Here is a 21,801-nt window from a genome sequence, read left to right as displayed (position 1 = left end):
AATCAAAGAATTGTCATGGATACAGCCCGACATGCCGCGCTCCCGTTACAAGACCCTTGTCGACACCTATGCCGCCGACATTCGCGCCGGCCGACTGCTGCCCGGCACTCGCTTACCGACCCACCGGCAATTGGCGGCGAGCGAAGGGCTGGCGCTGGTCACGGCCTCGCGCGTATACGCCGAACTAGAGGCCATGGGCCTGGTCAGCGGCGAAGCCGGGCGCGGTACATTCGTGCGGGAGACGTCGTTGTTGCCGGGGCAGGGCATCGACCAGAAAGACGTCGCGGTCGGCATGATCGACCTCAACTTCAACTACCCGTCATTGCCGGGGCAGGCCGAGCTGCTGCGCACTGCGTTGCGGCAACTGGCGCTGTCCGGTGACCTCGAAGCGCTGCTGCGCTATCAGCCCCACGCCGGTCGCCAGCACGAACGGGCCTCGGTGGCGCGGCATCTGCTGACAAGAGGTTTGAATGTCGAGGCCGAGCAGATACTGATCGTCAATGGCGCCCAGCAGGGGCTGGCGGTGACGCTGATGGCTTTGCTGAAACCCGGTGATGTGATTGCCGCCGACGCCTTGACCTACTCCGGATTCAAAGTGCTGGCCGACGCGCTGCACCTGGAAGTGGTGGCGATTCCCGTCAATGAGCAGGGCCCCGATCTGGCGGCTCTCGACAGACTCTGCCGTCAGCGCCCGGTGCGTGCCGTGTACAGCATGCCGACCCTGCACAATCCACTGGGTTGGGTGATGCCGCTGGAACAACGTGAGGACTTGATCGCGATTGCCCGCCGGCATGATCTGACGATCATTGAGGACGCGGCCTACGCCTTTCTGGTCGATAACCCTCCGCTCCCGTTGGCCTTTCTTGCGCCGGAGCGCACGGTCTACGTGTCGGGCCTGTCGAAAAACATCGCCACCGGCCTGCGTGTAGGTTTCATCGCCGCGCCGGTTGAACGGGTCGCGGCATTGGAGCGGATCATCCGCGCAACCACCTGGAACACGCCCGGGGTGATGACCGCCATCGCCTGCGGCTGGCTCGACGACGGCACCGTCACCTTGCTCGAAGCGCAGAAGCGCAGTGACGCCCAGGCCCGGCAAATCCTCGCTGCGCAGATCCTCGAGGGCCTCCCGACCGTGGGTCATCCCTCTTCATATTTCCTTTGGTTGCCGCTGCCGGAAGATGTCCGGGCCGACCATATCGTGGTCGAGTTGATGCACGAGCAGGTTTCCGTTACCACCGCAGAACCCTTCACCGTGTCCACCCATGTGCCCCACGCAATTCGTCTGGCGCTGGGATCGGTGGACATGCTTGTCCTGCGTCAAGCCTTGCTCAAAGTCCGCCAGGTTGTGGGCGCCTACCTGTAGCGCAACTGGCCACGCCCGATTACCCTTGGCGCCGCCGAAGATCTGGAAAACCCCGATGAAAAACGCTGCATTACTGACTCTCGCCCTGATCCTCAACGCAGGCCTGTTCAGCACGCCAACACTGGCTGCCGGTGACGCCGAGGCCGGCGCCAAAATCTTCCCGCGCCTGTGCGGCGGCTGCCATCAGGTCGGCGAATCCGCCCGCCCAGGCTTCGGCCCGGAACTCAACGGCATCATCGGTCGCCCGGCGGGGACGTCGGCGAATTACGTGTATTCCGATGCGATGAAAAACTCCGGCCTGACCTGGGATCGTGAAACGCTGACGAAGTATCTGAAAGATCCGAAGGGCGTGGTGCCGGGGACGCGGATGATTTTCTGGGGGCTGAGTGACGAGGAGAAGATTGATAATTTGTTGGCGTATCTGCAGACGTTTTCTCAGTAATGAAGCGCCTGTGCGGGAGCTGCGTACTTGAGAGGGCGGGGCGTTAGCCTTGCACCCGCCCCGATTTTTCCGTGGCAGTGAGTCATGCCAGGTTCAAGGATTGGCGAGTGCGGGCGATAAGTCTGACATCCAGTCCTTCGAACTTTCCCCGCCATGAAAAAATTGCTCATTGTTGTTGGCTCACTCTTGCTGCTCTGCGGATGCGTTACCAAAAACTTCAGTATCGAAGATCGTCAACAGATCAAGACCCTGAAAGTGCTGCCGGTGTATGTCGCCGTCGAAAACTTCAAATACACCAGCATGACTCAAGCCTGGAGCGCGGGACTCGGTGCCGGTGCCGGCGCAGCCACCGGGATGGCGGCCGGTGCATCGACGACACAAGTCAATGCATTGGCAGGCGCGGGGTCCGTGGAGGGGACAAAAAATGGTGATGTGCTGACGGGGGATATTTCCCGGGCAATCCTCAACAACATGAAGGCCAATGATATCGACCTGGCCAAACTGGTCCGCCAGCGTTTCGTTGACCGGGTTCAGCAGGAGCGGCTGTTCACAATAGTCGGAGAAGGCGAGCAGGCTGATGCCGAGATCGAGATCATCGTCTCGCAATGGGGGTTGAGCCTGAAAAACTTCAGCACCGAGTTGTATCCGGTTATTGGTGCAACCGCTCAGATCAAGCGCAAGGGCTCGGCGGTTTGGCGAAACTTTGAAACGATCTCCGTATTCAATGACGCCAACAACCTTGCTTACCTGCCGGAGCAATATGCAAGAGATCCCGAAGTTCTGCGCAAGGCGTTTACCCACGTGTCTGATCTGTTGATGGCCGATCTGATCAAGGACATGCAGCACTAAAGCGGTTTACTTCAGCGCCAGTCTCCACATCTTTGATCGACGCCCCTGAATCGCAGAGGGTGTCGGGCTTTCGCCAAAATGAAATCGTGGCGGGATCGAGTGCGCATCAGCCATTTTCGCTCACCTCGATGAGCGAAGCCTGGCAGGCCACTTGATTGCGACCTGCCGCTTTCGCCTTGTACAACTGCTGGTCGGCACGTTTGACCAATGCTGTCGGGGTGTTGTCGGCCGGGTCGGCCAGGCTGACACCAATGCTGACCGTCACCGGGCCGACCGCTGGAAAGGTCGCCTCGGCAATCGCTGACCGAATCTTCTCGGCGACGATATCCGGGGTATCGGGTTTGGCGATTTCCGGCAGCAGCACAGCAAATTCTTCGCCTCCGTAACGGGCGACGAAATCCGTGCTCCGGATGCTGATCTGGATCAGTCGCGCCAATTGCCGCAGTACGTCGTCGCCGGCCGCATGACCGTGAGTGTCGTTGATGCGCTTGAAGTGATCGGCGTCAATTAGAAGCAGCGCAAACGGCCGCCCGGTACGACGGAACAACAGGCTGTATTCGGTGAGTTTTTCGTCGAAGCGGCGGCGGTTGTAGACACCGGTCAAGCCATCGTGGGTGGCCAGGCTCAGCAGCTCGGCGTTGGCCAGTGTGAGGGCTGCCGTGCGTTGGGCGACCGTGGCTTCCAGCGAAGCGTTGGTCTCTTGCAGCTCACGCTCCTTGGCGAGCAGCGACTGGGTCATGGCATCAATGGACTGGCCGAGCTGGGCAATTTCCCGCACGGGATGCTGGAGCGGGAAGTGGGCCCCCGGTTGGTTGTTCTGCACTTTCTGGGCAGAACGCGCGAGTTGCTCGATGGGACGGCTCAGGTACAGCGCCAGGTAATACGCCACGAGCCCGAACGCCACGGCGGCGAAAACCCCCAGCAACAGCAATTTATAAAATAGCAGTCGCGCCGGTTGCAGCGCAGTGTCCAGTGGTTGACGCACGGCAATCGACCACGACAGCGCGGTGCCTGTAGGTGTCGGTACCGTCACCTCGCTGGTCAGGTATCCGTTGCCGACGACCCAGCCCGGGGACTGCGGATCCTTGGCCGGCATCTGCTGGCCAACCAGCGCTTCCGGGTACAGCACCTTGCCGTCGTGATCGATGATCAGCGCTTCGATATCCGGCTCCGCTCCCTTGTGCGACATGGCTGCGGATTCGACGATATGCGTGACCCAGCTCCAGTGCGCATGGGCGCCGAGCACACCAATCACCTGACCGTCGGCATTGCGAATGGGCGCGGCGAAGTCGATGAAGCGCAGTGGCTCGCCGTTGGGCAGGCCTGGCAACAGTTTCGCCAACAACACGGCTTCGTGCGGATCGCCGGTGTATTCACCGCGCAGACCAGCCTGGAACCAGGGGCGTTGTTGCACGGCCTGACCGACCAGCAAACCGTTGACTGCCTGATGCACACGGCCCTGAGCATCGGTCACCCCCATCCATGCATACTCGGTGCGGGCCTCGGTGCGCAGCTGCATCGATTTGAGAATCGCCGGATTGTCCAGATCACCGCGTTCCAGATGCGGCGCCCGGCTGAGCAGATAGACCTCCAGTTGCCGTTCGCGCAGTTGCTCGCCCAGCAGCGCCGCCGCTGACCGCGCGGTACTGAGCAGCGCATTGCCGCTGGCGCGTTTCATTTGTTCAGTGGCGATATCACCGACGTAGAAGCCCACGCTCAACAGCGTCAGCAGAGACAAACCGGCAAACCATAGGGTCAGGTGGCTGCGCAGACTGGCTTTGAGCATGGAGAAATGTCTGTCTTTATTGGAGTGGTGCCATGGTATGCGACATGGCGGATGGGTTGCCAGCAAGGCCGTTTAATGAAACCTTCCGGGATTGATATCAATGAGCTACTGCGTTCGGTAAAGTGTGCGCCGCCCGAGAGACGGATCCCGGGCGTTTACCCATGGAGTCTTGCAGTGAAATACCTCAGCAAAGTAGTCGCCGCCGCACTGTTCGGTGTGGTTCTGGCAGGTTGCACCGGCACCCCGATGAACACCAAACACTACGACAGCAGCCAATACACCGTGATTGGCCACAGCGAAGCCACCGCCACCGGTCTGATGCTGTTCGGCGTGATCCCGATCCGGCAGAACAGCCGTTTCGTCCGTGCACAGGATGCCGCGATCAAAGCCAAGGGCGGCGATGCCATGATCAACACTCAGATTCAGGAAAACTGGTTCTGGGCATGGGTCCTGAGCGGCTACACCACCAAGGTCTCCGGTGATGTGGTCAAGCTGAAAACCGTGCAATAAACGCCGGTTGGACGTGAAAAAGCCCGGCTGATCAGGCCGGGCTTTTCTTTGTGTTGCGGTAAAACAGCAGATTTACGCTACGCGGCGTTCGATGAGGCGATCCGAGCCACCTTCGGCAACACGGCGCTCTTGCAGACGATCCGAGCCACCTTCGGCAACACGGCGCTCTTGCAGACGATCCGAGCCACCTTCAGCAACACGGCGTTCGAGCAGGCGATCCGCGCCACCTTCAGCGACGCGACGCTCGATCAGGCGATCAGCGCCACCTTCAGCAACACGGCGTTCGATCAAACGATCAGAACCACCCTCGGCCAAACGACTTTCAATCAACCGGTCCGAACCGCCCTCGGCGATCATGGTGTGGGCGGGTTTGGCTGCAAAAGCGTTGACTGCCAGAACCGAGAAAGCGATGCCGAGAAGGATTTGGCGTTTCATGATCGTGTGCTCCAGGGGTGTTGTTTGTTGGGTATGGAGCCGATGTTACGCCGCGGATTTTTTATGAGAACTTCATTGAACTGATGGTGACTATCGACGCCAGCAATGTAAGCCAAGACCCTTGTTCTAGGGCACCAGCGGCCGAATGCACAGCTCGCCGGTGGCGCGGGTCAGGGCCAGATCATGCAGCGCATCGCGGGTCAGACCGGTGCGCGCCTTGGCCAGCCATGCCGGGCAGTTCGGGTCGTGACGGTAGGGCGTGAAGTCGGCGTATTGCTGCAGCAGACGGGTCTGCAACTCGTCCAGACGCGGGCGAATCTGCTTGCCCAGATCCGGGCGCGGCGTGTCCGGCGCGGCACCGGCGGCCTGCCATTGCGCGAGCAACCCGTACTGCACCAGTTTGTTGGCCTCCATCTGCGCGGCGATCAACTGCGCAACGTCTTCCGGGTCGAGCTTGCGTTCGATGGCCAGCTTGCGGGCGTTGTCGATCACCTGCGCCTCACGGGGGCTGTCCTGGATCGGCTTGCCGCTGTCCCATTTGGTCAGGGCGACGAGGTCGCCGATGTTCAGGCGTTCGTTCAGGGTGTTCACCAATCCTTGCACCACTTCGGGCGAGGGCGTGGGGCCGGCGTGGACGCTCGTCGCCAGAGCGGTCAATAGGGTGCAACTCAGCAGAAACGGGGAACGGCGCATGGGAGGGATTCACTTCCTGTCGTGATGGGGAGGCTACGAACATTGATCGAGGTGCAGATTACGAAGTTTTAATGCAAACGGGTACGACCTGAACGGCATTGCATACCTTAGACTCTGTCATCAGCTCCCACCCGAGACGGACCCTCAATGCAAACCCCCGCTCAATCCCCCCTCTGGAAAACCTACCTGCTATTCCTGGCTCCCATGGTGCTGTCGAACTTCCTGCAATCGATGTCGGGCACGGTCAACAGCATCTACATCGGCCAGATGCTCGGCACTCAGGCGCTGGCGGCGGTGTCCGGCATGTTCCCGATCATCTTTTTCTTCATTGCGCTGGTCATCGGCCTGGGCGCCGGGGCGGGGGTGCTGATCGGTCAGGCGTGGGGGGCGCGTGAGTCGCACATGGTCAAGGCGATTGCCGGGGCGACGTTGTTGCTGGGGGTATTGATCGGGCTGGTGGCGGCGGTGCTGGGCAGTGTGTTTGCGCGTCAGGCCTTGCAGGGGTTGGGCACACCGGCGGATGTGCTGGATGATGCGGTGGCCTATGCCCGGGTGATGATGTGGACCTTGCCGGTTGTGCTGGTTTACGTCCTGTTCACGCAGTTGTTGCGCGGGGTGAGCGACACGCTGTCGCCGATGCTGGCGCTGTTGCTGTCGACCGTTGTCGGTCTGGCGCTGACCCCGGCGTTCATTCGCGGCTGGTTCGGTTTGCCGCAACGGGGGATCCAGAGCGCGGCGTTCGCCGGTCTGGCCGGTACGCTGGCGGCGATGGCGTGGCTGTCATGGAGCCTGATCCGCAAGGGCCACCCGCTGGCGCCGGATCGCGAGTTCTTTGCGGCGTTGCGTCTGGACGGCGCGATTCTCGGCAAGGTGTTGCGCATCGGTCTGCCGACCGGGGTGCAGATGATTGTGCTGTCGCTGTCGGAGCTGGTGATTCTGGCACTGGTCAACCAGCACGGCTCGCAGGCGACGGCGGCCTATGGCGCGGTGACGCAGATCGTCAACTACGTGCAGTTTCCGGCGCTGTCGATTGCGATCACCGCCTCGATCCTCGGCGCCCAGGCAATCGGTGCCGGACGGCTGGAGCGGATGGGCCCGATCCTGCGCACCGGGTTGTGGATCAACGTGTGCCTGACCGGTGGTCTGATCCTGGCGGGTTACCTGCTGTCGCACTGGCTGCTGGGGCTGTTCCTGACCGAAGACTCGACCCGGGCAATGGCCGAGCACCTGTTGCACATCATGTTGTGGAGCCTGTTGATCTTCGGTTTCCAGGCGATCATCGGCGGCATCATGCGCGCCAGCGGTACGGTGCTGGTGCCGGTGGGCGTGGCGATCATCTGTGTCCTCGGCGTGCAATTGCCGGCGGCCTACTGGCTGGACGGGCAGTTCGGTCTGCAGGGCGTGTGGATGGCGTTTCCTATCGCGTATCTGGGGATGCTGGTGCTGCAGACGCTGTATTACACACGGGTCTGGAAGCATCAGAAGATCGAGCGGTTGGTGTGACGAAGGGAACCGGGTAGACATTGGCGGGGCTGGCGCAAGTGACGGATGTTTGCTTAAGTCATTCGAGACCCATCGGGCGCCGGAGCCTTCCATGTCGATTCGATTGTTGTTGGCTGCCGCGTGTTGCCTGATCGTCTTCCCTGCTGCGCAGGCGGTGGAGTACACCCGGGTCAACACCACCGCCAGCCAGATCAGTTTCACCTACAACCAGATGGGCTCGCGGATGTACGGCACGTTCGGCAAGTTCGACGCGACGCTGGATTTCGACTCCGACAACCTCACCAGTGCCCGCACCACGCTGCACATCGACCTCACCAGCATCGACGCCGGCAGTGAAGACGCCAACACCGAGCTGGTGAAACCTGCATGGTTCGACACCGATAAATTTCCGGTGGCGGTGTTCGAATCGACCCGCTTCAGCCCGGCCGGCGACAACCGTTTTCTGGTCGACGGCCACCTCACCCTCAAAGGCATCACTCGTGAGGTGCAAGTGCCGGTGCAACTCAAACCCGACAGCAGCATCGGCATCTTCGACGGTGAACTGGTGCTCAAGCGCGACGAGTTCGGCCTCGGCGCGGGGGAGTGGGCGGACACCGTGGTGTCGAAGGATATCGACATCAAGTTCAAGGTCGTTGCACCCGCGCAGTGACCGGCCTCAATACGCCCGCCAATGCCCCGGCATCCAGCGCCATTGGTTGCCGGCCCAGCGGTAATGCCCGGCGACCCAGTGATAACCCGGTGCAGGCATCGCCGGGACCACTTCGACGATCGGTGGTGGCCGATGCGGGCGAGCCGGTTCGACGACACAGCCTGACAGGGTGATTGCCACCAGCGTGGCGGCAAGCAAGGTTTTCATGGTTTTCGGGGAACGCAGAACGTTCATGACAACTCCTCAAGGCCTGCGTGGGGAAATCAACGCAGCTGAAAAATTGGACGTCAAATCGGCGAAAAATCCGTTCTCGGGCAGATGAAATTTTTGTCAGGCTTGCTCAGGGGTATGATGTCGCGGTTCGCCGGTCGCTCAGCCCGACCGGCAACTTGTGTTTTACCGCCGGAGTCCGCCCGCCATGCCCCGCATCACCCACTACAAAACCCCATGCCCCGAAGGCGTCAACAGCCAGATCCTGCAGATGGTGGTCGACTACCTGACCGACATCAGCGCCGTCGGCCTTGGCCCGAGCAACCTGCTGTACAACGTCTATCAGTACGCGGTCGGCTACGAGGTGCATCTGTATCTGGAGGCGTTGAACGGCGAGAAGGGCACCGAGGTGGAACTGTTGGTGGCCACCGACGACGATGACCCGGAGCAGGTGATCGGCTTCCTGTTGTACCTGCCGGTGCAGGGTGATTGGGAGGCGTGCAACGTGGCCTATCTGGCGGTGCGCGAGGGGCATCGGCGTCAGGGCGTGGCCCGTTCGTTGATCGCGGACATGGTGGCGCGTTACCCCCATGCCGAGCTGACCTGCAGCGTCGGCAAGGTGCCGTATTTCGAGGCGCTGGGTTTCGAAGTACTGGGCCAATTGGAAACGCAGGTGCTGATGAGCACCCGGCATTACCGCAGCAACGGGCTGCGCGGTTTCATCGACACGACGCCGATCTACCGTTCGCTGGAAGTGCAACAGATCCACACCTACCTGCTGCAAAAGCACGGCAAGCGGGCGATGCTCGATGCCGAGAAACAGCGCGACCGGCATCTGGATCAGGTCACTCGGCGCACCGAAGAATTTGTCCGCCAGCGTCTGACCGTTCACTGATCCCTTCTCTTTGAAACGACAAAAGCCCTTGTTGCGATCAACGCAGCAAGGGCTTTTTTGAGCCGGTGATTCAGGACAGTTTCACGTTCATGGTGATCCGCGCCGTGAACACTTTCCTGCCTTCGGCGTCGTGGACATCCACCGGCACGATCTTGTCGCCTTCGGTTTGCCAGTCCAGCCCTTCGCCATTGGCTACGGCGGTCACGTCGGTCTTGGCCTTGGCCAGGTATTCGACGGTCATGCCTTTGGGAATCCAGCGCGCGCCGGCGGGAATCGACACGTCGGTCATCATCCCGGCCGCCAGTTCGGCGGCGTTGCACAGGGCAATGGCGTGCACCGTGCCGAGGTGGTTGGTGATCTCGCGGCGAAACGGCACTTGCACCTGCGCCGAACCTGCCCGCAACTCGGTGACCAGTGGGTTGATAGTGCTGAAGTACGGCGCGACCTGGCAGGCCATCTGGCTGAACGCCTGAGGACCGACGCTGTTGAACATGCTGAGAAACTGACTCATGGATGAAGCCTCGCGGTTAGGGGATTTGCAGAATGATGTTCCGTTACAGAATATTGTTCTGTAACGGAACGGTATTCTGTTCGCAGGAAATCTGTCAACCTGTGCGCGTTTCGATCACCGGCACGGATGTGCCCTTTACCCGGATTTTCAAGGCCCATGGACACCGCAGATCTACTCGAACGCAGCTACCCCGGCCGCCGCGCCGAACTCAAGCGCGACATCTTTCGCAAGGCCCTGCGCCTGTTCAACGAACAGGGGATCGAGGCCACCACCATCGAAATGATCCGTGCCGAGTGCGACACCAGTGTCGGGGCGATCTACCACCACTTCGGCAACAAGGAAGGGCTGGTGGCGGCGCTGTTCTTCACCGCGCTGGAAGATCAGGCACGCCTGCGAGACGCCTATCTGGCCGACGCGACGACCACCGAAGAGGGCGTGCAGGCGCTGGTCTACAGTTACGTGGATTGGGTCGAGAACCAGCCGGAATGGGCGCGGTTCCAGTATCACGCGCGTTATGCCGTGACCCGGGGCCCGCACAAGGACGAGCTGGCCGAGCGCAACAAGACCCGCAACCTGGGCCTGCGCACCTGGCTGGCCGAGTCCGGGCGCGCGGCTGAACTCAATGAATGCCCGGCCGAACTGCTGCCGTCGCTGATCGTCGGTCAGGCCGACAGCTATTGCCGCGCGTGGTTGTCCGGGCGGGTGCAGGGCAGTCCGAAGGCTTATCGCGAATTGCTGGCCCAGGCCACATGGCGCTCGATCCGTCGCTAACCCGAACGCTGATTTTCAGAGACAAAAAAGAGCCTCAAGACTCTTTGATGGGGAGGAAGTAGAGCCCGCGAGGCTCAAGATGCGCATGAAGCCAGGTGCGGGCTTGATTGGGGTTCAGAGCACCCGCACCTACGCAGCGGTTTGGCGGACCAAGCGACTGCGTAGCTCCATCGTAGGAAGGAGGGGGGATGCGCTCAAGTACCGTCAGTCACCTGCTTTGGTGGTGCGGGTGGCGGCTCTTTCGACCATCGCAAGGATGGTGGCGAACAGCTCGTCACGGGCCTGTTCGGCGCTGATTTCGTCGGTGGCTGCCGCTTGCGACAGCGCTTCGGCGGCGCCCAGCATGGCGCGCAGTCCTGCCTGTCCGATCTCCGCGCCGTCAGCGAAAGGCGAGAGCACGCTGCGGCACTTCTCCAGAAAAATCGCCTCGTATTCGCGCTTGATTCTCTCCAGTTCCGGCGTGCTCGCCAAGGCGGCAATCACCCCCGGAATTTCGTTGCCCTGGGTCAGCACGCAATCGACATAGGCCGTGGCGATGACCGACGCGATGCCGCTCAAGGTCGCCTTGGCATTGGCCAGCGCCGCGTCCATCAGCGCCGTCTGGCGCCGGTCGAAATCCTGATACAGCGCCGCAAGCAGACCGGCGCGGGTGGTGAAGTGGTCGTAGACCACCGGTTTGGTCACGCCGGCCTTTTCCGCCAGATAACCGAGGGTCAGTGCATCGGTGCCTTCTTCGCGAATCAGCTGCCAGGCCATGTCGAGCAACTGGCGCTGGCGGTCTTCCCGGGACAGGCGTCGACGGGGTTGAGCGGGTTCAGGGATTTCAGTGGTTGACATTGCTTATATACCAAACGTAACTTACTGAAGGTAACTTACTAACTGTAGCTTATCGAAAGGATAAGCCCTTGGTCAGCAATCACCAACCGGAGATTCCCCCATGCACGCATTGATTGTTGTAGACCACGATGATCCACGTTCGCTGACTCACTCGTTGGCGCACCAGATTGCCAAAGGCCTGTCGGACAGCGATCCGTCCAACACCTTTGAAATCGCCGACCTGCACGCCGAGGCATTCGACCCGCGCTTTGGCGTGGCCGACTGGGCGGTGCATCACCGCGAATCTGCACCACCGGCGGATGTGCTGGCCGAGCAGGCACGCATCGACCGCGCCGATGCGCTGGTGCTGGTCTATCCGGTGTTCTGGTGGGCGATGCCGGCGCTGCTCAAAGGCTGGATCGACCGGGTGTTCAGCAACGGCTGGGCCTTTGATTTCGACGGCGATAAGACGCTGAAAAAACTCGGACGATTGCGCGTGCACCTGGTCGCACTCGGCGGGGCAGATGCACGCACCTACGAACGCCACGGCTACGGCGCGGCGATGAAGGCGCAGATCGATCACGGCATTTTCGATTACTGCGGGGCGACGGTGGCGGGGGCGGCGTTGCTGCTGGAGTCCGAGTCGAGCGATCCGGCGGTGCAACTGCAGGCGGCGCGCGAGCTCGGACAGGGGCTGTTTCGCTGAATGTCAGCGGGCGCCAGGCCAGCCTGCTTTATCCAGAGCCGCGAGCAGGGTCTCGGCATCCAGCCCCGGCACCGAATGCCCGTTGCCTTCGGTGCTGGCGCTGGCCAGCAAGGCGTTGATGATCGCTTCTTCCACCGCCTCGGTCGCCGCCAGAAACAGTTCGCTGATGTGATCGTTGTTGACCATCCGCAAGTCGTCGCAGGTCGGCGCGCCTTTGCCCTCGTAGGCGGCAGGCGGGATATGGCCGTTGCCGGTGGCGAAGGCGATAAAGATGTCGCCGCTGTGATCCTCATTGCCGCCCCCGGTGCGCGCCAGACCGAGGCTCGCCCGTTGCGCCAGTCGTGTGCATTGATGCGGCAACAACGGCGCATCGGTGGCCAGGCACACCACGATCGAACCCATGCCCGGATGCGGCAACGAAGCGCGAAGGAACGGTGAATCCACCTGTTCCATGTAGCGCCCGACCGGGTAGCCGTCGACCCGCAACTCGCTGCGAATCCCGTGGTTGGCCTGGACGATGGCGCCCACGGTCCAACCGCCCTGAGCCTTGCTCAACCGGCGCGACGCGGTGCCGATCCCGCCCTTGAATTCATGGCAGATCATGCCGCTGCCACCGCCCACCGCGCCTTCCTGTACGGGGCCGTCAACCGCGTTGCCCATCGCCTCGGCCACGTGCTCGGGCTTCACATGAAAACCGTTGATGTCGTTGAGTAACCCATCGAAGGTCTCCAGCACCACCGGCATGTTCCAGTAGAGACGACCGTCGTCCGGCTGCTGCGCGCGATCCAGTTCGATCAAGGCATCGCGCACCACGCCGAGGCTGTGGGTGTTGGTGAAGGCAATCGGGCTGGTCAGCAGGCCGGCTTCGCGAATCCACTCCAGCCCTGTGGCATCGCCGTTGCCATTGAGTACATGGACACCGGCGAAACACGGCTGGGCGTTGGTCGAGCCGGCGCGCGGTTCGATCAGGGTGACGCCGGTGCAAATGTCACGACCGCCGGCGCTGCGGCCACGCACATTGCTGTGGCCGACCCGTACGCCGGGTACGTCGGTGATGGCGTTGACCGGGCCGGGCTGTAATTGACCAATGCGGATATGGAGATCGCGGGCACGTGGTTTCATTGACGTTCTCTCTGTTGAAGGCAGTGATTTGCAGGGCTGTTACTGGCCGTTCTTGACCTTGCTCCATACCCGCGTGCGCACCCGTTCGGTGGCTTTGGGCAAGGGCTCGAGGGTGTACAGCGTGGCCATCGCCGTGGCTGACGGGTAAACCGCCGGGTTGTCGCGGGTGGTCTGGGCAACCAGCGCCGTGGCGGCGCGATTGCCGTTGGGGTAGGACAGGTGATCGCTGACCGGCGCAATCACCTCGGGCCGCAGCAGGTAGTCGATGAATGCCAGGCCCTGGGCCGGATGCGGGGCGTCCTTGAGCAGCACCAGCGTGTCAAACCACACTGGCGCGCCTTCCTTGGGCAGGCTGTATTGAATCTTTACGCCGTTGCCGGCCTGCTCGGCGTTTGTCTTCGCTTCGAGCATCGCGCCGGACCAGCCGACCGCCACGCAGATGTTGCCGTTGGAAAGGTCGCTGATGAATTTCGAGGAGTTGAAGTAGGCGATGTGCGGGCGCAGTTTCAGCAGCAGCGCTTCGGCTTTCTGATAGTCCTCGGCGTTGGTACTGTTGGGCGGCAGGCCGAGATAGTGCAGCGCGACCGGGAGCATTTCCGACGGCGAATCGAGCATCGCCACGCCGCACTCCCCCAGTTTGGCAAGGTTCTCTTGCTTGAACACCAGATCCCAGGAGTCCACCGGCGCCTTGTCGCCCAGCACCGCACGCACCTTGTCGACGTTGTAGCCGATGCCGTTGGTGCCCCACAGGTAAGGCACGGCGTATTGGTTGCCGGGATCGTTGTTGGCCAGTTTGCTCAGCAGATCGTTGTCGAGGTTCTTCCAGCCCGGCAGTTGATCGCGGGGCAGCGGGGCGAGCGCGCCGGCCTTGATCAGGGTCGGCAGGCTGAAGTTGCTCGCCACCACCACGTCGTAGCCGCTGCGGCTGGTCATCAGTTTTCCTTCCAGCACTTCGGCGCTGTCGAAGGTGTCGTAGACCGGTTCGATACCGCTGTCGCGCTTGAAGTCATGCAGGGTGTTCGGGCCGATGTAGTCGTACCAGTTGTAGACATGCACGCTCGGCGTATCGGCCGCCTGCGCACTCAGCGCTGCGGACAAAACGCCCATCAGACCCAGGTTGATATACCCACGATGACCACGCATGATGCGGCACTCCTGGCCTGTTGGCAGGCCGGTGATGAACAGGAGTGGTCAGCCTATCGGGCGGGCCGTGCCGCACCCATTCCCATCATGGGTTACTCAAAAGGGGTAGAGCGTGGACGCGTTGCTGCAGGAATTGCCGGTGCACCAGAGCCTGTCGCGGGTGTTCGCCACGATCGGTCTGGATGGTTTCTGGCGGACGCTGGTCGATACGCTGCGGCTGCTGGTGCCGCTGGACAATGCGCTGGTGGCGGTGATGCAGACGGGGCACCCGCCGCAACTGCTGATCGACTTCGACACTCAGGGCCACGCCGACGAGCAGGAAGAACTGGCCGGTTACTGTGCCGGCATGTACCTGCTTGATCCGTTCTATCAGGCTGCGGTCGCCGGGATCGCCGACGGTCTGCACAACCTCGCGTCCGTGGCGCCGGACCAGTTTCTGCACAGCGAGTACTACCTGAGTTATTTCCGTTCGGTGGTCGGCGCGGATGAGCTGCAATTCATGATCAACATCGATGGCGGCGTGCTCGGTTTGTCGATGGGCCGGGCGACGGCGTTCAGTTTGCAGGAGCAGGGGTGCCTGCTGTGCGTGCGGGACTGGGTGTTGTCAGCGATGCGTCGGCACGTGCAGTTGATGCCGCCGCAAGGGGCGGCGGTCGAAGCGCCGGTCGGCGATATCGCGGCGCTGCTGGATCGTTTCGACGCCCGGCTGACCGCGCGTGAAATCGACACAGCGCGCCTGATTCTTCAGGGCTTTTCCAGCAAAGCCATCGCCCAGCAGATGAACATTTCGCCGGAGACCGTGAAGGTGCATCGGCGCAACCTCTATCACAAGCTCAACGTTACCGGACATGGCGAGCTGTTTGCGCTGGTGTTGCGGCCGCGCTGAGCGGGTCAGCCGATCTGCTTGAACAGCAGCGCCTTAAGACCGCTTTCAGGATCGACATCCGGAAACTCCGGCGGATTTTCCAGCCGCTGCTCGAAGCGCAGGCTCGGCGCTTCCTGGGTCACGCCGTCGATCAGGAAGTCCGGACCGAACGAAGGATCGTTCATGCACGCCAGCACGCTGCCCTGCGCCGTGAGCAGTTCCGGCAGGCGACGCAGCACACGCTGGTAATCCTTGGTCAGCAGGAAGCTGCCTTTCTGGAACGACGGCGGGTCGATGATCACCAGATCATACGGGCCGCTGTTGATCACCTTGCCCCAGGACTTGAACAGGTCGTGGCCAAGGAAACTCACCTTGCTCAGGTCGTGTCCGTTCAGCCGGTGGTTGTCGCGGCCGCGGCTCAGCGCGGCGCGGGACATGTCGAGGTTGACCACATGGCTGGCGCCGCCCTCGATGGCCGCCACCGAAAAACCGCAGGTGTAGGCGAACAGGTTCAGCACCCGTTTGCCCGCCGCCTGCTCGCGCACCCAGTTGCGCCCGTAGCGCATGTCGAGGAACAGCCCGGCGTTCTGCTTGCGGCCCAGATCCACGCGGTATTTCAGCTCGCCCTCAATGATGGTCATTTCGTCGATTTCTTCACCCAGCAGCCATTCGGCAGTGCTCTGCGGCAGGTAACGGTGCTGGATCAGCAAAGTGTGGGCGCCGGAGTGCTGCCATGGCGCCGAACCGGTGATTTCCAGCAACAGGCGCTTGAGGTCTTCCAGCTGCGAAGCCTCGGGCTCCTTGAACAACGACACCAGCACCACGCCTTGCAGCCAATCTACCGTCACCTGCTCCAGCCCCGGCCAGCAACGCCCGCGCCCATGGAACAGGCGCCGGGTTTCGGCCGGTGCCGAAGTCAGCGCGGTGAGCAGGTGGGCATGGAGAACGGCGAGGGCTTGAGGGTTCATCAATCGGGATCGGCCAGCAAAAGGGCGCGCATTTTAACCGCAAATTCGTACCGACGACTGCCCATCGACCGAGTGTTATCGAAAAGACCTGTATCAAAAATGAATTTCTGTAGAAGGCGCTGCTCATACCAGATAAGCAGCGGGATCAAGCCGCTAAATCGTTCATGCAATTCAGGGAGTGCCAGTTCATGTGTCCAATTCCGACGTCGAGCGCGCACCTTCCTGGCGGGTTGATTCTGGTAGTCGAGGACGATCCGTTGATTCTGGAGTTTTTGTGCGAAATTCTTCAGGAGGAAGGTTTCAAGGTCGAGCCGCAGACCAGCGCCGATGCGGCCTCGCTGTATCTGGAAAAGCATGCGCCGGAAGTGGCGCTGCTGCTGACCGACATCACCATGCCCGGCACGCTCAACGGCGCAGACCTGGCCAATCTGGTCGGTGATCGCTGGCCCGAAAAACCGGTGATGGTCATGTCCGGTTATGAAACGCCGGAAACTTCCGGCGTGCGGCACCCGGTGGCGTTCATCAAGAAGCCCTGGGCCATCGGTCAGTTGCTTGATTGCGTCGACGGTGCGTTCAAATCCAGGGCCCCGCGTTTGCACTGATGCCTCCCGCAAGTGCTACATTGCCGGGCATCGTTGCCCGGCCCCTTGCGAGGAAGTGATCTTTTGTCTGCTCACGATGCTGTTTTCAACCGCGCGTTCGGCGCGTTCCTGTTCGACATGGACGGCACTGTCCTCAACTCCATCGCCGCCGCCGAGCGGATCTGGTCCGCCTGGGCCGTGCGCCACGGGGTGAATGTCGAAACGTTCCTGCCGACCATCCACGGTGTGCGCGCCATCGACACCATCACGCGCTTGAACCTGCCGGGCGTGGACGCCGAGGCGCAAGCGGCTTTGATCACCGAGGCGGAAATCGAAGACGTCGAAGGCATCGTCGAGATCCCCGGCGCGGCGGCGTTTCTCAAGTCGTTGCCGGCGGATCGCTGGGCCATGGTGACCTCGGCGCCACGGGATCTGGCGTTGCGGCGGATGGCGGCGGCGGGGATTCCTGAACCGGCGGTGATGATCACCGCCGAGGACGTGACCGCCGGCAAACCTGATCCGGCGGGTTATCGGCTGGCCGCCAAGCGTCTGGGCCTGGAACCGGCGAGTTGTCTGATTTTCGAAGACGCCACAGTGGGCATTCAGGCCGCTGAAGCCGCCGGTGCGCCGTTGATGATCATCACCACGACGCACCAGCATCCGCTTGAAACCGCACACGCGACGATTTCCAGTTATCGCGACATTGTGCTGATCATCGAAAGCGACGGCCAACTTCGCCTGCAACCTCAATAAACCCCGGGCAGCAAGCGCCAGCTGCGGGCGCAATAGGCGTCGTATTCGGCGCCGAACTGCGTGCGCAGCAGGGCCTCTTCGGAGTGGATGCGGGCGATCAGCGGGATCAGCGTCAGCGCCGCCAGCAACAGGCCGACCACCGAGCGAAACGCCAGCGCCCAGCCGATCGCATTGATCACCAGCCCCAGGTAACTGGGGTTGCGCAGATGCCGGTAGATGCCATCAGTGACCAACCGGTGCCCCGGCTGGATCGCCACCAACCCGCTGAACCGATGGCCGAGCACGAACACCGGCCACAAACGCAATCCGCCACCAACGATAAACAGCAGCGCACCCAGCCAACGGGTGCCTTCGCGGCCGATGGTCCAAAAGCCGATGCGATCGCAATAAGCCGGCAGAAAAGCACTGACCAGTCCGATCACGGCGAACGCCGGAATCACCCAGCGATTGGCCCGGTCCTCGCGTTCGCCGGTGCTCAGGTTCACTTCCGTAAACAACGACGCCACCACCATGGCCAGCGTGGCCAACGCCACCACGACCAACGCGCCGTGAGAAAAGAACACCGCCACGCCACCGATGCCCCACATCGCCAGGCCCAGATAGGCGAGGGTGGCGAGCACTGCGACCACGGTCATTTGCGCAGACATTTTCATAGGCACCTCACGGCTGTTCCGTTCAGTGTAGATCCCGGCACGATCCCCGGCGTTTAACCGCTGCCAGGGGCGTCGACTAAACTTCAGGCAGAGACGTTCCGATCATCCGATCCGCCGCTTCGGGAGTCCGCCATGCTGCACATCCGCACGCCGCTGATCCTCCATCCGACCCTGTCGACCGCTTCCCGGCGCATCTGGCTGAAGCTGGAAAACCTGCAACCGTGCGGTTCGTTCAAGCTGCGTGGCATGGGCTTGTTGTGCAGTCAGGCAGCGGCGCAGGGCAAGCGCAAGGTTGTGTGTCCGTCCGGCGGCAATGCCGGGCTGGCCACGGCGGTGGCAGCGGACAGCCTGGGCCTGCAAGCCTGCATCGTGGTGCCGCACACCACCCCTGAAGCAACTCGCGCACGTATTCGCCGCACCGGCGCGGAGGTCATCGTCCACGGCAAGGTCTGGGACGAAGCCAATCAGCGAGCGCGGGAACTGGCCAGCGCGGTGGACACCGAATACGTGCCGGCCTTCGACCACCCGGTGCTGTGGGAAGGGCACAGCTCGATGGTCGACGAAATCCTCGAGGACTGCCCACAGGTCGATACCGTGGTCACATCGGTCGGCGGCGGTGGTTTGCTGGCAGGAATCCTCATCGGGCTGCTGCGCCACGACCGCCGCGACTGCCGCATCATCACCTGCGAAACCACAGGCGCCGCCTCGTTCGCTGCCGCTGTCCAGGCAGGCCATCCGGTGCGCCTGAATCGGATCGACACCGTCGCCACCTCCCTCGGCGCCGCGCAGGTGGCGGCGTGGCCGGTAGAGCATATCGGCGAGTTCGATCATGAATGTCTGGTGCTGTCCGATGACGACGCGATCATGGGCGTGGTGCGTTATGCCGGTGATCTGCGGCAATTGGTGGAGCCGGCGTGCGGGGTTTCGCTGGCGGTGGCGTACCTCGACCATCCGGCGCTGGCAGGGGCGCATGATGTGGTAGTCATAGTTTGTGGTGGGGTGAGTATCAGTGCGCAACTGGTGGCGGGGTGGGCGCGGTTGGGGGCTTGAGTGAAAGCGGAAGGTATTTCCCTTCGACCAATAGTCAGCACCACCGCCATTCCCGCGAGAGAGGTCTATCCTAGGCTGAGCCCTTTTTCGTGCCTACGGTGACCTGCGATGATCAATCTGGCCACGGCCCATCTGCTCACGGACTACAAGACCTGGGCCAATCAGCGTCTGTTCGACAGCCTGCAAGCGCTGCCGGCGGGGGAGACGACGAGGGAGCGCAAGACGGTTTTCAAGAGCATGATCGGCACGCTGAACCACATCTATGTGGTCGACCGGATCTGGCAGGCGCACCTCGAAGGGCGCGAGCACGGTTTCACGACGTCCCATGATCTGGTGCACGCCGACCTCGGCGAGTTGCGCCAGGCCCAGCAGGAAGTCGACGGCTGGTATCGCACCTGGAGCGCGCAGCAGACTGAAGCCTCGCTGAACCGCTTGATCGACTTCAAATTCGTTTCCGGCGATGGCGGCACCATGAATGCCGGGGCGATCCTGATGCACGTGATCAACCACAACAACTACCACCGTGGCTGGGTGGTGCAGATGTATTTCGAGATCCCGCAGATGCCGCCGATGACCGACCTGCCGGTGTACCTGCGCGAGGTCGATCCGGGGTTCAAACCAGTCAGTGCGCCGCTGGTGGAAGAGGCGCCGACATGTGATGGGCAATCAGCGAGCGCAGCCAGCGCTCCGCCGGATCGTTGTCGTTGACCCCGTTCCAGACCATCGACAGTTCCGAAGGCACGATGTCGAACGGCGGGTCGTCGGCACGCAGCACGCTACTGCCCTCGACCAGCGCGCAAGCCGCGAAGTCCGGCACGGTGGCGAGCATGTCGGTGCCGGCCAGAATCGCTCGCAGCGGAGCGAATTGCGGCACCGCCAGCACCACGCGACGTGCGCGGTTGATCCGCGCCAGATCGTTGTCGATGGCACCGCCCAGATCCCCGGAAAACGACACCAGCGCATGGGGCCGTTCGCAGTATTCGTCGAGGGTCAGTGCGCCGGGACGATCGTCGCCGCGCAGGATCTTGCAGCGCAGGTCCCGCAGTTTTTTGCGTTTGGCATTGGCCGGCAGTTCGGTGGTGTAACTGACGCCGACGGAAATCTCCCCGGACGCCAGCATCGATGACATCAGCAGGAAATTCACCCGGCGGATCACCACCACCACGTCCGGCGCTTCTTCGCGCAATTGCTTGAGCAGCGGCGGCAGCAGGCCGAACTCGGCGTCGTCCGACAGACCGATGCGAAACACGTCGCGGCTGCTCAGCGGGTCGAAATCCTTGGCCCGGCTGACCGCCCCGGAAATGGTGTCCATCGCCGGCTGCAATTCCTTGAGGATCGCCAGCGCCCGCTGGGTCGGCTCCAGCACGCGGCCGTTGCGCACCAGCAACGGGTCGTCGAACAGGTCGCGCAGTTTGGCCAGTGAAGCACTGACGGCGGGCTGGCCGAGGAACAGTTTTTCCCCGGCGCGGGTCAGGTTCTTTTCGAACATCAGGGTTTCGAAAATCACCAACAGGTTCATGTCCACGCGACGCAGGTCATTGCGGTTCATGCCGGAAGGCTCGCTGGTTTTTTGAGTCTTCTCAGTAAAGCAGCAAAGTCTTGTGCTGTCGGGTCACTGGGCGGGATCGACCCCGGTCAAAACCTTGCGAAACGTTTCCACCAGCGGCCGCAGATTGATCCGGTGCCACGCCGCCCACAACGGGGTGGTGAACGCCAGCCACGGCACTTCTCGCAGCACCACGCCCGGCGGTGCGTTATGGCTCAGACCTTTCTGGATCATCGCGATCCCCAGCCCCGAGGCAACCAGCCCCAATGCGGTAAACGGCTCGGTGGCCTGCATCCTTACATCCGGGGTGAAGCCTGCGCGGATACAGGCGCTGACGAACTCATCATCAGCGCCTTGGCGTGGCTGCACGCCGATCCATTCCTGATCGGCCAGATCCGCCGGGGTCAGCGATTCCAGTTGGTTCAGGGGATGTTGTTCGGGCAGCGCCAGCAGCATCGGGTCGTCCAGCACCTGAAAGCCCAGCAGGTCAGGATCGTCGATCGTCGGCGGTTCACTGACCAGCGCGATATCAAGACTACGCTGACGCAGGCCTTCCAGTTGTTCGGCGGAACTCAGGTTGTACAGCGCGACATGCACGTTCGGCCGATCCGCCCGCAGCACGCGCAAGGCATTGGGCAAGACCCCGGCGTGCATGGCGTTTTCGATGTAGCCGATGCACAGACCGCCTTCTTCGCCGCGGCCCAGGCGTTTGCCGAGGGATTCCAGGCGGTTGGCGTGGGTCAGCAGGGCGCGGGTTTCGGCGAGAAAGGTCTGGCCGTCGCGGGTCAGGCGGATGCGCTGCTGGCTGCGCTCGAACAGGGTCAGGCCCAGCCGTTCTTCGAGCTGGGCGATCTGCCGGCTCAGGGGCGACTGGGAAATGTGCAGGCGCTCGGCGGCGCGGCCGACGTGTTCTTCCTCGGCGACGGCGACGAAGTAGCGCAATTGGCGGATGTCGATCATGTCAGACCTTCAGGGACTCAA

26 protein-coding genes are annotated in these 21,801 nt (G+C 62.2%); 14 read left to right on the top strand and 12 right to left on the bottom strand.

All coding sequences use genetic code 11. The features are described 5' to 3' along the window. Window positions 1-31 precede the first annotated feature (31 nt). The 3 genes from IHQ43_RS18070 to IHQ43_RS18060 all read left to right on the top strand — a co-directional run bounded on the left by IHQ43_RS18070 (window position 32) and on the right by IHQ43_RS18060 (window position 2,654). A complete protein-coding gene (locus IHQ43_RS18070; RefSeq protein ID WP_192561567.1) occupies window positions 32-1,363 on the top strand; it encodes an aminotransferase-like domain-containing protein in 1,332 nt (443 codons plus the stop codon). 55 nt (window positions 1,364-1,418) lie between these two features. Beyond that, window positions 1,419-1,805: a c-type cytochrome gene (locus IHQ43_RS18065; protein WP_192561566.1), complete on the top strand. Its 387-nt coding sequence runs from the start codon at window positions 1,419-1,421 to the stop codon at window positions 1,803-1,805. Window positions 1,806-1,958: 153 nt separating this feature from the next. Next, on the top strand, window positions 1,959-2,654 hold the full coding sequence (locus IHQ43_RS18060) for a hypothetical protein (protein WP_192561565.1): 696 nt from the start codon (window positions 1,959-1,961) through the stop codon (window positions 2,652-2,654). A 106-nt stretch (window positions 2,655-2,760) separates the two neighbouring features. Here the strand turns inward: IHQ43_RS18060 and IHQ43_RS18055 are convergent, their stop codons facing one another. After that, a complete protein-coding gene (locus tag IHQ43_RS18055; RefSeq protein WP_192561564.1) occupies window positions 2,761-4,440 on the bottom strand; it encodes a sensor domain-containing diguanylate cyclase in 1,680 nt (559 codons plus the stop codon). Window positions 4,441-4,614: 174 nt separating this feature from the next. On the opposite strand from IHQ43_RS18055, the gene IHQ43_RS18050 reads away from it, so the two are divergent. Then, the gene (locus IHQ43_RS18050) at window positions 4,615-4,950 is read left to right on the top strand and encodes a hypothetical protein (RefSeq protein WP_011334911.1); all 336 of its coding nucleotides are present in this window, start codon (window positions 4,615-4,617) and stop codon (window positions 4,948-4,950) included. 72 nt (window positions 4,951-5,022) lie between these two features. Here the strand turns inward: IHQ43_RS18050 and IHQ43_RS18045 are convergent, their stop codons facing one another. Further along, on the bottom strand, window positions 5,023-5,385 hold the full coding sequence (locus IHQ43_RS18045) for a hypothetical protein (RefSeq protein WP_192561563.1): 363 nt from the start codon (window positions 5,383-5,385) through the stop codon (window positions 5,023-5,025). Window positions 5,386-5,511: 126 nt separating this feature from the next. Further along, entirely contained in the window at window positions 5,512-6,078 is a 567-nt protein-coding gene (locus tag IHQ43_RS18040; protein WP_192561562.1) for a chorismate mutase, read from the bottom strand. 147 nt (window positions 6,079-6,225) lie between these two features. Between IHQ43_RS18040 and IHQ43_RS18035 the strand changes: the two genes are divergently transcribed. Further along, window positions 6,226-7,581 carry an MATE family efflux transporter gene (locus tag IHQ43_RS18035; RefSeq protein ID WP_192561561.1) on the top strand — a complete coding sequence of 452 codons (1,356 nt, stop codon included), beginning with the start codon at window positions 6,226-6,228 and terminating at the stop codon, window positions 7,579-7,581. Window positions 7,582-7,672: 91 nt separating this feature from the next. Beyond that, window positions 7,673-8,230 carry a YceI family protein gene (locus tag IHQ43_RS18030; protein ID WP_192561560.1) on the top strand — a complete coding sequence of 186 codons (558 nt, stop codon included), beginning with the start codon at window positions 7,673-7,675 and terminating at the stop codon, window positions 8,228-8,230. A 6-nt stretch (window positions 8,231-8,236) separates the two neighbouring features. Here the strand turns inward: IHQ43_RS18030 and IHQ43_RS18025 are convergent, their stop codons facing one another. Then, a complete protein-coding gene (locus tag IHQ43_RS18025; RefSeq protein ID WP_115078432.1) occupies window positions 8,237-8,464 on the bottom strand; it encodes a YXWGXW repeat-containing protein in 228 nt (75 codons plus the stop codon). 184 nt (window positions 8,465-8,648) lie between these two features. Between IHQ43_RS18025 and IHQ43_RS18020 the strand changes: the two genes are divergently transcribed. Next, window positions 8,649-9,335: a GNAT family N-acetyltransferase gene (locus tag IHQ43_RS18020; protein WP_192561559.1), complete on the top strand. Its 687-nt coding sequence runs from the start codon at window positions 8,649-8,651 to the stop codon at window positions 9,333-9,335. Window positions 9,336-9,405: 70 nt separating this feature from the next. Here the strand turns inward: IHQ43_RS18020 and IHQ43_RS18015 are convergent, their stop codons facing one another. Then, window positions 9,406-9,846 (bottom strand): hotdog fold domain-containing protein, encoded by a 441-nt coding sequence (locus tag IHQ43_RS18015; RefSeq protein ID WP_192561558.1) that lies wholly within the window; start codon window positions 9,844-9,846, stop codon window positions 9,406-9,408. A 156-nt stretch (window positions 9,847-10,002) separates the two neighbouring features. Between IHQ43_RS18015 and IHQ43_RS18010 the strand changes: the two genes are divergently transcribed. After that, a complete protein-coding gene (locus IHQ43_RS18010; RefSeq protein ID WP_192561557.1) occupies window positions 10,003-10,617 on the top strand; it encodes a TetR/AcrR family transcriptional regulator in 615 nt (204 codons plus the stop codon). A gap of 204 nt (window positions 10,618-10,821) precedes the next feature. On the opposite strand, the gene IHQ43_RS18005 is transcribed toward IHQ43_RS18010, so the two are convergent. Next, window positions 10,822-11,454: a TetR/AcrR family transcriptional regulator gene (locus IHQ43_RS18005; protein WP_192561556.1), complete on the bottom strand. Its 633-nt coding sequence runs from the start codon at window positions 11,452-11,454 to the stop codon at window positions 10,822-10,824. A 100-nt stretch (window positions 11,455-11,554) separates the two neighbouring features. On the opposite strand from IHQ43_RS18005, the gene IHQ43_RS18000 reads away from it, so the two are divergent. Next, window positions 11,555-12,139 carry an NAD(P)H-dependent oxidoreductase gene (locus IHQ43_RS18000; protein ID WP_192561555.1) on the top strand — a complete coding sequence of 195 codons (585 nt, stop codon included), beginning with the start codon at window positions 11,555-11,557 and terminating at the stop codon, window positions 12,137-12,139. Between the two features lie 3 nt (window positions 12,140-12,142). Here the strand turns inward: IHQ43_RS18000 and IHQ43_RS17995 are convergent, their stop codons facing one another. Continuing rightward, window positions 12,143-13,261 carry a DmpA family aminopeptidase gene (locus tag IHQ43_RS17995; protein WP_192561554.1) on the bottom strand — a complete coding sequence of 373 codons (1,119 nt, stop codon included), beginning with the start codon at window positions 13,259-13,261 and terminating at the stop codon, window positions 12,143-12,145. Window positions 13,262-13,300: 39 nt separating this feature from the next. Then, window positions 13,301-14,404 carry a polyamine ABC transporter substrate-binding protein gene (locus IHQ43_RS17990; RefSeq protein ID WP_192561553.1) on the bottom strand — a complete coding sequence of 368 codons (1,104 nt, stop codon included), beginning with the start codon at window positions 14,402-14,404 and terminating at the stop codon, window positions 13,301-13,303. A 112-nt stretch (window positions 14,405-14,516) separates the two neighbouring features. Between IHQ43_RS17990 and IHQ43_RS17985 the strand changes: the two genes are divergently transcribed. Beyond that, entirely contained in the window at window positions 14,517-15,290 is a 774-nt protein-coding gene (locus IHQ43_RS17985; RefSeq protein ID WP_192561552.1) for a helix-turn-helix transcriptional regulator, read from the top strand. A 5-nt stretch (window positions 15,291-15,295) separates the two neighbouring features. On the opposite strand, the gene IHQ43_RS17980 is transcribed toward IHQ43_RS17985, so the two are convergent. Then, on the bottom strand, window positions 15,296-16,237 hold the full coding sequence (locus IHQ43_RS17980) for a class I SAM-dependent methyltransferase (protein ID WP_192561551.1): 942 nt from the start codon (window positions 16,235-16,237) through the stop codon (window positions 15,296-15,298). 188 nt (window positions 16,238-16,425) lie between these two features. On the opposite strand from IHQ43_RS17980, the gene IHQ43_RS17975 reads away from it, so the two are divergent. Beyond that, window positions 16,426-16,839, top strand: coding sequence for a response regulator (locus IHQ43_RS17975; RefSeq protein ID WP_192561550.1), 414 nt, complete (start codon window positions 16,426-16,428; stop codon window positions 16,837-16,839). 63 nt (window positions 16,840-16,902) lie between these two features. Beyond that, the gene (locus IHQ43_RS17970) at window positions 16,903-17,571 is read left to right on the top strand and encodes an HAD family hydrolase (protein ID WP_192561549.1); all 669 of its coding nucleotides are present in this window, start codon (window positions 16,903-16,905) and stop codon (window positions 17,569-17,571) included. Here the strand turns inward: IHQ43_RS17970 and IHQ43_RS17965 are convergent. Continuing rightward, complete coding sequence (locus IHQ43_RS17965; protein ID WP_192561548.1) at window positions 17,565-18,224, bottom strand: methyltransferase family protein; 660 nt, start codon at window positions 18,222-18,224, stop codon at window positions 17,565-17,567. The genes IHQ43_RS17970 and IHQ43_RS17965 overlap by 7 nt on opposite strands. Window positions 18,225-18,356: 132 nt before the next feature. Here IHQ43_RS17965 and IHQ43_RS17960 point away from each other — a divergent pair, with 132 nt between their 5' ends. Together IHQ43_RS17960 and IHQ43_RS17955 are read left to right on the top strand one after the other, a co-directional pair. Continuing rightward, on the top strand, window positions 18,357-19,274 hold the full coding sequence (locus IHQ43_RS17960; protein WP_192561547.1) for a pyridoxal-phosphate dependent enzyme: 918 nt from the start codon (window positions 18,357-18,359) through the stop codon (window positions 19,272-19,274). A gap of 108 nt (window positions 19,275-19,382) precedes the next feature. Further along, entirely contained in the window at window positions 19,383-19,982 is a 600-nt protein-coding gene (locus IHQ43_RS17955; protein WP_192561546.1) for a DinB family protein, read from the top strand. On the opposite strand, the gene IHQ43_RS17950 is transcribed toward IHQ43_RS17955, so the two are convergent. Further along, complete coding sequence (locus IHQ43_RS17950; protein WP_192561545.1) at window positions 19,897-20,823, bottom strand: LysR substrate-binding domain-containing protein; 927 nt, start codon at window positions 20,821-20,823, stop codon at window positions 19,897-19,899. The genes IHQ43_RS17955 and IHQ43_RS17950 overlap by 86 nt on opposite strands. A 63-nt stretch (window positions 20,824-20,886) precedes the next feature. Continuing rightward, window positions 20,887-21,780, bottom strand: a complete 894-nt coding sequence (locus tag IHQ43_RS17945; protein WP_192561544.1) for a LysR substrate-binding domain-containing protein — start codon at window positions 21,778-21,780, stop codon at window positions 20,887-20,889. Window positions 21,781-21,801: the final 21 nt, after the last annotated feature.

This window comes from Pseudomonas gozinkensis, assembly GCF_014863585.1.
GTDB classification, from domain to species: Bacteria; Pseudomonadota; Gammaproteobacteria; order Pseudomonadales; family Pseudomonadaceae; genus Aquipseudomonas; species Aquipseudomonas gozinkensis.
Note: the sequence above shows the minus strand (reverse complement) of the source record. Positions and strands in the feature narration are given on the sequence as shown.

Excerpts from the sequence above, each read along its gene's own strand:
- IHQ43_RS18060 (WP_192561565.1), top strand. The coding sequence starts at position 1,959 with ATGAAAAAATTGCTCATTGTTGTTGGCTCACTCTTGCTGCTCTGCGGA.
- IHQ43_RS18040 (WP_192561562.1), bottom strand. The coding sequence starts at position 6,078 with ATGCGCCGTTCCCCGTTTCTGCTGAGTTGCACCCTATTGACCGCTCTG.
- IHQ43_RS18030 (WP_192561560.1), top strand. The coding sequence starts at position 7,673 with ATGTCGATTCGATTGTTGTTGGCTGCCGCGTGTTGCCTGATCGTCTTC.
- IHQ43_RS17995 (WP_192561554.1), bottom strand. The coding sequence starts at position 13,261 with ATGAAACCACGTGCCCGCGATCTCCATATCCGCATTGGTCAATTACAG.
- IHQ43_RS17965 (WP_192561548.1), bottom strand. The coding sequence starts at position 18,224 with ATGAAAATGTCTGCGCAAATGACCGTGGTCGCAGTGCTCGCCACCCTC.
- IHQ43_RS18015 (WP_192561558.1), bottom strand. The coding sequence starts at position 9,846 with ATGAGTCAGTTTCTCAGCATGTTCAACAGCGTCGGTCCTCAGGCGTTC.
- IHQ43_RS18010 (WP_192561557.1), top strand. The coding sequence starts at position 10,003 with ATGGACACCGCAGATCTACTCGAACGCAGCTACCCCGGCCGCCGCGCC.
- IHQ43_RS18065 (WP_192561566.1), top strand. The coding sequence starts at position 1,419 with ATGAAAAACGCTGCATTACTGACTCTCGCCCTGATCCTCAACGCAGGC.
- IHQ43_RS18005 (WP_192561556.1), bottom strand. The coding sequence starts at position 11,454 with ATGTCAACCACTGAAATCCCTGAACCCGCTCAACCCCGTCGACGCCTG.
- IHQ43_RS18000 (WP_192561555.1), top strand. The coding sequence starts at position 11,555 with ATGCACGCATTGATTGTTGTAGACCACGATGATCCACGTTCGCTGACT.
- IHQ43_RS17975 (WP_192561550.1), top strand. The coding sequence starts at position 16,426 with ATGTGTCCAATTCCGACGTCGAGCGCGCACCTTCCTGGCGGGTTGATT.
- IHQ43_RS17960 (WP_192561547.1), top strand. The coding sequence starts at position 18,357 with ATGCTGCACATCCGCACGCCGCTGATCCTCCATCCGACCCTGTCGACC.
- IHQ43_RS18070 (WP_192561567.1), top strand. The coding sequence starts at position 32 with ATGCCGCGCTCCCGTTACAAGACCCTTGTCGACACCTATGCCGCCGAC.
- IHQ43_RS17950 (WP_192561545.1), bottom strand. The coding sequence starts at position 20,823 with ATGAACCGCAATGACCTGCGTCGCGTGGACATGAACCTGTTGGTGATT.
- IHQ43_RS17955 (WP_192561546.1), top strand. The coding sequence starts at position 19,383 with ATGATCAATCTGGCCACGGCCCATCTGCTCACGGACTACAAGACCTGG.
- IHQ43_RS18055 (WP_192561564.1), bottom strand. The coding sequence starts at position 4,440 with ATGCTCAAAGCCAGTCTGCGCAGCCACCTGACCCTATGGTTTGCCGGT.
- IHQ43_RS18045 (WP_192561563.1), bottom strand. The coding sequence starts at position 5,385 with ATGAAACGCCAAATCCTTCTCGGCATCGCTTTCTCGGTTCTGGCAGTC.
- IHQ43_RS18035 (WP_192561561.1), top strand. The coding sequence starts at position 6,226 with ATGCAAACCCCCGCTCAATCCCCCCTCTGGAAAACCTACCTGCTATTC.
- IHQ43_RS18020 (WP_192561559.1), top strand. The coding sequence starts at position 8,649 with ATGCCCCGCATCACCCACTACAAAACCCCATGCCCCGAAGGCGTCAAC.
- IHQ43_RS17980 (WP_192561551.1), bottom strand. The coding sequence starts at position 16,237 with ATGAACCCTCAAGCCCTCGCCGTTCTCCATGCCCACCTGCTCACCGCG.
- IHQ43_RS17945 (WP_192561544.1), bottom strand. The coding sequence starts at position 21,780 with ATGATCGACATCCGCCAATTGCGCTACTTCGTCGCCGTCGCCGAGGAA.
- IHQ43_RS17990 (WP_192561553.1), bottom strand. The coding sequence starts at position 14,404 with ATGCGTGGTCATCGTGGGTATATCAACCTGGGTCTGATGGGCGTTTTG.
- IHQ43_RS18025 (WP_115078432.1), bottom strand. The coding sequence starts at position 8,464 with ATGAACGTTCTGCGTTCCCCGAAAACCATGAAAACCTTGCTTGCCGCC.